General features: G+C 51.0%; 2 tRNA genes and 3 rRNA genes. All 5 read right to left on the reverse strand.

The annotated features are described in order from the left end of the window. Nucleotides 1-9: 9 nt before the first annotated feature. The 5 genes from rrf to IB236_RS24140 all read right to left on the reverse strand — a co-directional run bounded on the left by rrf (nt 10) and on the right by IB236_RS24140 (nt 5332). Nucleotides 10-122: ribosomal RNA gene (rrf, locus tag IB236_RS24120) — 5S ribosomal RNA — on the reverse strand. A 143-nt stretch (nt 123-265) separates the two neighbouring features. Then, nucleotides 266-3144: ribosomal RNA gene (locus IB236_RS24125) — 23S ribosomal RNA — on the reverse strand. A 378-nt stretch (nt 3145-3522) separates the two neighbouring features. Then, nucleotides 3523-3598: transfer RNA gene (locus IB236_RS24130), tRNA-Ala, on the reverse strand. A 33-nt stretch (nt 3599-3631) separates the two neighbouring features. Beyond that, a tRNA-Ile gene (locus IB236_RS24135) sits at nt 3632-3708 on the reverse strand. A gap of 91 nt (nt 3709-3799) precedes the next feature. After that, nucleotides 3800-5332, reverse strand: a 16S ribosomal RNA gene (locus tag IB236_RS24140). Together the 16S, 23S and 5S rRNA genes with 2 tRNA genes alongside form the textbook arrangement of a ribosomal RNA operon. Between the last annotated feature and the right edge of the window lie 239 nt (nt 5333-5571).

The following is a 5571-nucleotide window of genomic DNA, read 5'->3' on the forward strand; positions in this document are numbered from 1 at the left end:
GCTGTAAGAGCCTGACGATGACCTACTTTCACACGGGAACCCGCACTATCATCGGCGCAAAGTCGTTTCACTGTCCTGTTCGGGATGGGAAGGAGTGGGACCAACTTGCTATGGTCATCAGGCATAACTTGGTGCTGGGCAGTTTTTGTGAACTGCCTGGCGAATTCATAGAGTCTGGAATCAGATGTTTGTGTTTTGACTGCGTCTAACTTGGCATAACAGACTTTGAGCTTCACGCTGTGAGCGTGTTGGCTATCAAAGTTATAGGGTCAAGCCGCACGAGCAATTAGTATCAGTTAGCTTAACGCATTACTGCGCTTCCACACCTGACCTATCAACGTCCTGGTCTTGAACGACTCTTTAGGGGGCTCAAGGCCCCGGCAGATCTCATCTTGAAACGAGTTTCCCGCTTAGATGCTTTCAGCGGTTATCTCTTCCACACTTAGCTACTCGGCAATGCCACTGGCGTGACAACCGATACACCAGAGGTGTGTCCACTCCGGTCCTCTCGTACTAGGAGCAGGCTTCCTCAAATCTGCAGCGCCCACGGAAGATAGGGACCAAACTGTCTCACGACGTTTTAAACCCAGCTCACGTACCTCTTTAAATGGCGAACAGCCATACCCTTGGGACCGGCTACAGCCCCAGGATGAGATGAGCCGACATCGAGGTGCCAAACACCGCCGTCGATATGAACTCTTGGGCGGTATCAGCCTGTTATCCCCAGAGTACCTTTTATCCGTTGAGCGATGGCCCTTCCATACAGAACCACCGGATCACTATGTCCTGCTTTCGCATCTGCTCGACTTGTCAGTCTCGCAGTTAAGCACGCTTATGCCATTGCACTATCGTCACGATGTCCGACCGTAACTAGCGTACCTTCGAACTCCTCCGTTACGCTTTGGGAGGAGACCGCCCCAGTCAAACTGCCTACCATGCACTGTCCCCGATCCAGATAATGGACCTAGGTTAGAACCTCAAACACACCAGGGTGGTATTTCAACGTTGGCTCCATGAGAACTAGCGTCCTCACTTCAAAGCCTCCCACCTATCCTACACAGATCTGTTCAAAGTCCAATACAAAGCTACAGTAAAGGTTCATGGGGTCTTTCCGTCTTTCCGCGGGGAGATTGCATCATCACAAACATTTCAACTTCGCTGAGTCTCAGGAGGAGACAGTGTGGCCATCGTTACGCCATTCGTGCAGGTCGGAACTTACCCGACAAGGAATTTCGCTACCTTAGGACCGTTATAGTTACGGCCGCCGTTTACTGGGACTTCAATCAAGAGCTTGCACCCCATCATTTAATCTTCCAGCACCGGGCAGGCGTCACACCCTATACGTCCACTTTCGTGTTTGCAGAGTGCTGTGTTTTTATTAAACAGTCGCAGCCACCGATTTTTTGCAACCCCGTTGGGCTCCCTCTGTACGAGTTCACCTACTTGGGGCATACCTTCTCCCGAAGTTACGGTATCAATTTGCCGAGTTCCTTCTCCTGAGTTCTCTCAAGCGCCTTAGAATACTCATCTCGCGCACCAGTGTCGGTTTGCGGTACGGTCGTCAATAGCTGAAGCTTAGTGGCTTTTCCTGGAAGCAGGGTATCACTCACTTCGTCTGCAAGCAGACTCGTTATCACCCCTCATCTAAGCCCGGCGGATTTGCCTACCGAGCACGACTACAGGCTTGAACCAACATATCCAACAGTTGGCTGAGCTAACCTTCTCCGTCCCCACATCGCACTATTGATCGGTACAGGAATATTGACCTGTTTCCCATCAGCTACGCATCTCTGCCTCGCCTTAGGGGCCGACTCACTCTACGCCGATGAACGTTGCGTAGAAAACCTTGCGCTTACGGCGAGGGGGCTTTTCACCCCCTTTAACGCTACTCATGTCAGCATTCGCACTTCTGATACCTCCAGCATCCGTTACCAGACACCTTCACAGGCCTACAGAACGCTCTCCTACCACTTGCAATAAATTGCAAATCCGCAGCTTCGGTAACTGGCTTAGCCCCGTTACATCTTCCGCGCAGGACGACTCGATCAGTGAGCTATTACGCTTTCTTTAAATGATGGCTGCTTCTAAGCCAACATCCTGACTGTTTTAGCCTTCCCACTTCGTTTCCCACTTAGCCAATTTTAGGGACCTTAGCTGGCGGTCTGGGTTGTTTCCCTCTTGAGTCCGGACGTTAGCACCCGGTGCTCTGTCTCCCAAGCTGTACTCTGCGGTATTCGGAGTTTGCATAGGTTTGGTAAGTCGCCATGACCCCCTAGCCTAAACAGTGCTCTACCCCCGCAGGTAATACTTGAGGCACTACCTAAATAGTTTTCGGAGAGAACCAGCTATTTCCAAGTTTGTTTAGCCTTTCACCCCTATCCACAGCTCATCCCCTAGTTTTGCAACACTAGTGGGTTCGGACCTCCAGTACCTGTTACGGCACCTTCATCCTGGCCATGGATAGATCACTTGGTTTCGGGTCTACACCCAGCGACTGATTCGCCCTATTCGGACTCGATTTCTCTACGGCTTCCCTATTCGGTTAACCTTGCCACTGAATGTAAGTCGCTGACCCATTATACAAAAGGTACGCAGTCACCCTTTCGGGCTCCTACTTTTTGTAAGCATGCGGTTTCAGGATCTATTTCACTCCCCTCCCGGGGTTCTTTTCGCCTTTCCCTCACGGTACTGGTTCACTATCGGTCGATTACGAGTATTTAGCCTTGGAGGATGGTCCCCCCATATTCAGACAGGATTTCTCGTGTCCCGCCCTACTTTTCTCTAACTTAGTACCACACGTCTGTTTTCGCATACAGGGCTATCACCTGCTATGGCCGGGCTTTCCATCCCGTTTTGCTAACAGTCGTGCTATCACTAGAAGGCTCTTCCGATTTCGCTCGCCACTACTTTCGGAATCTCGGTTGATGTCTTTTCCTCGAGCTACTGAGATGTTTCAGTTCACCCGGTTCGCCTCGCATACCTATGTATTCAGTATGCGATACCTCTTGCGAGGTGGGTTTCCCCATTCAGAAATCTCCGGATCAAAGCTTATTTGCCAGCTCCCCGAAGCTTATCGCAGGCTATCACGTCTTTCGTCGCCTGTAATCGCCAAGGCATCCACCACATGCTCTTAGTCACTTGACCCTATAACTTTGACATCTCTTTCAAGATATCGCCGTCATCTCAAGGACTTGCCAGGTCTTTCACCTGGCGCGTTATGCCGTAATGTGAATAATTCCTCGATATCACTATCAAGAAACATTCGTCATTACTGAGTTCAAATTACTTCGCAATCACTTTCGCAATCACGTTTGCTCATTGAACATTCGTTTTGACGCAATCAAAAATTTGTCACCAGGGGCACGGTCTGCACTAAACCTTTACGAATGTGCAGTTTCCCCTGGCAACTCTGATTTCGACTCTATGAATTTTTAAAGAACAGCCGATTGATCAATCGATATTGATCAACAACAAAGCAGCCTCTTTCAAAGCAGCTTTGGTGTTGAATTTCCGAAGTATGGTTGGTGGAGGATGACGGGATCGAACCGACGACCCCCTGCTTGCAAAGCAGGTGCTCTCCCAGCTGAGCTAATCCCCCAGTGTCCTCTTACCGTATCTAGCCATCGGAATTTGGTGGGTCTAGTTGGGCTCGAACCAACGACCCCCGCCTTATCAAGACGGTGCTCTAACCAGCTGAGCTACAGACCCATTCCACATTCTTGCGAATCCCTTCGCAGGTCTGCGGCTTGTTCCAACAACCGATAAGTGTGGGCGTTCAATATTGAATGCAGTTTTCCAGAAAGGAGGTGATCCAGCCGCACCTTCCGATACGGCTACCTTGTTACGACTTCACCCCAGTCACGAACCCTGCCGTGGTAATCGCCCTCCTTGCGGTTAGGCTAACTACTTCTGGCAGAACCCGCTCCCATGGTGTGACGGGCGGTGTGTACAAGACCCGGGAACGTATTCACCGCGACATTCTGATCCGCGATTACTAGCGATTCCGACTTCACGCAGTCGAGTTGCAGACTGCGATCCGGACTACGACTGGCTTTATGGGATTGGCTCCCCCTCGCGGGTTGGCAACCCTCTGTACCAGCCATTGTATGACGTGTGTAGCCCCACCTATAAGGGCCATGAGGACTTGACGTCATCCCCACCTTCCTCCGGTTTGTCACCGGCAGTCTCATTAGAGTGCCCAACTGAATGTAGCAACTAATGACAAGGGTTGCGCTCGTTGCGGGACTTAACCCAACATCTCACGACACGAGCTGACGACAGCCATGCAGCACCTGTGTTACGGTTCTCTTTCGAGCACTCCTCTATCTCTAAAGGATTCCGTACATGTCAAAGGTGGGTAAGGTTTTTCGCGTTGCATCGAATTAAACCACATCATCCACCGCTTGTGCGGGTCCCCGTCAATTCCTTTGAGTTTCAACCTTGCGGCCGTACTCCCCAGGCGGTCAACTTCACGCGTTAGCTTCGTTACTGAGTCAGTGAAGACCCAACAACCAGTTGACATCGTTTAGGGCGTGGACTACCAGGGTATCTAATCCTGTTTGCTCCCCACGCTTTCGTGCATGAGCGTCAGTACAGGCCCAGGGGATTGCCTTCGCCATCGGTGTTCCTCCGCATATCTACGCATTTCACTGCTACACGCGGAATTCCATCCCCCTCTGCCGTACTCTAGCTATACAGTCACAAATGCAGTTCCCAGGTTGAGCCCGGGGATTTCACATCTGTCTTATATAACCGCCTGCGCACGCTTTACGCCCAGTAATTCCGATTAACGCTCGCACCCTACGTATTACCGCGGCTGCTGGCACGTAGTTAGCCGGTGCTTATTCTTACGGTACCGTCATGGACCCCAGGTATTAACCAGAGTCTTTTCGTTCCGTACAAAAGCAGTTTACAACCCGAAGGCCTTCATCCTGCACGCGGCATGGCTGGATCAGGCTTGCGCCCATTGTCCAAAATTCCCCACTGCTGCCTCCCGTAGGAGTCTGGGCCGTGTCTCAGTCCCAGTGTGGCTGGTCGTCCTCTCAGACCAGCTACAGATCGTCGGCTTGGTAAGCTTTTATCCCACCAACTACCTAATCTGCCATCGGCCGCTCCGTGAGCGCAAGGCCTTGCGGTCCCCTGCTTTCATCCTGAGATCGTATGCGGTATTAGCAAAGCTTTCGCTTCGTTATCCCCCACTCTCGGGCACGTTCCGATGTATTACTCACCCGTTCGCCACTCGTCAGCATCCGAAGACCTGTTACCGTTCGACTTGCATGTGTAAGGCATGCCGCCAGCGTTCAATCTGAGCCAGGATCAAACTCTACAGTTCGATCTTGATTTTTTCGCTCTTTCGAGCAACTCATAATTAAGAATTGAAGTGAACTTCACTTCTCTCTCATGAGCGTTTGTAGTGCTAAGCACTAGTTCCAAAGAACTTGGCACTCGCCATCAAACGCCCACGCTTATCGGCTGTATATTTTTAAGGATCCCAACAAAACAAATCAGACCAAAATCTTCTTCATTTTGCAAACCTCGCTGCGATCAGCGAAGCCTTGAATTCTAGCACAG

The organism is Acidovorax sp. ACV02, from assembly GCF_014851475.1.
Classification (GTDB): domain Bacteria; phylum Pseudomonadota; class Gammaproteobacteria; order Burkholderiales; family Burkholderiaceae_C; genus Acidovorax; species Acidovorax delafieldii.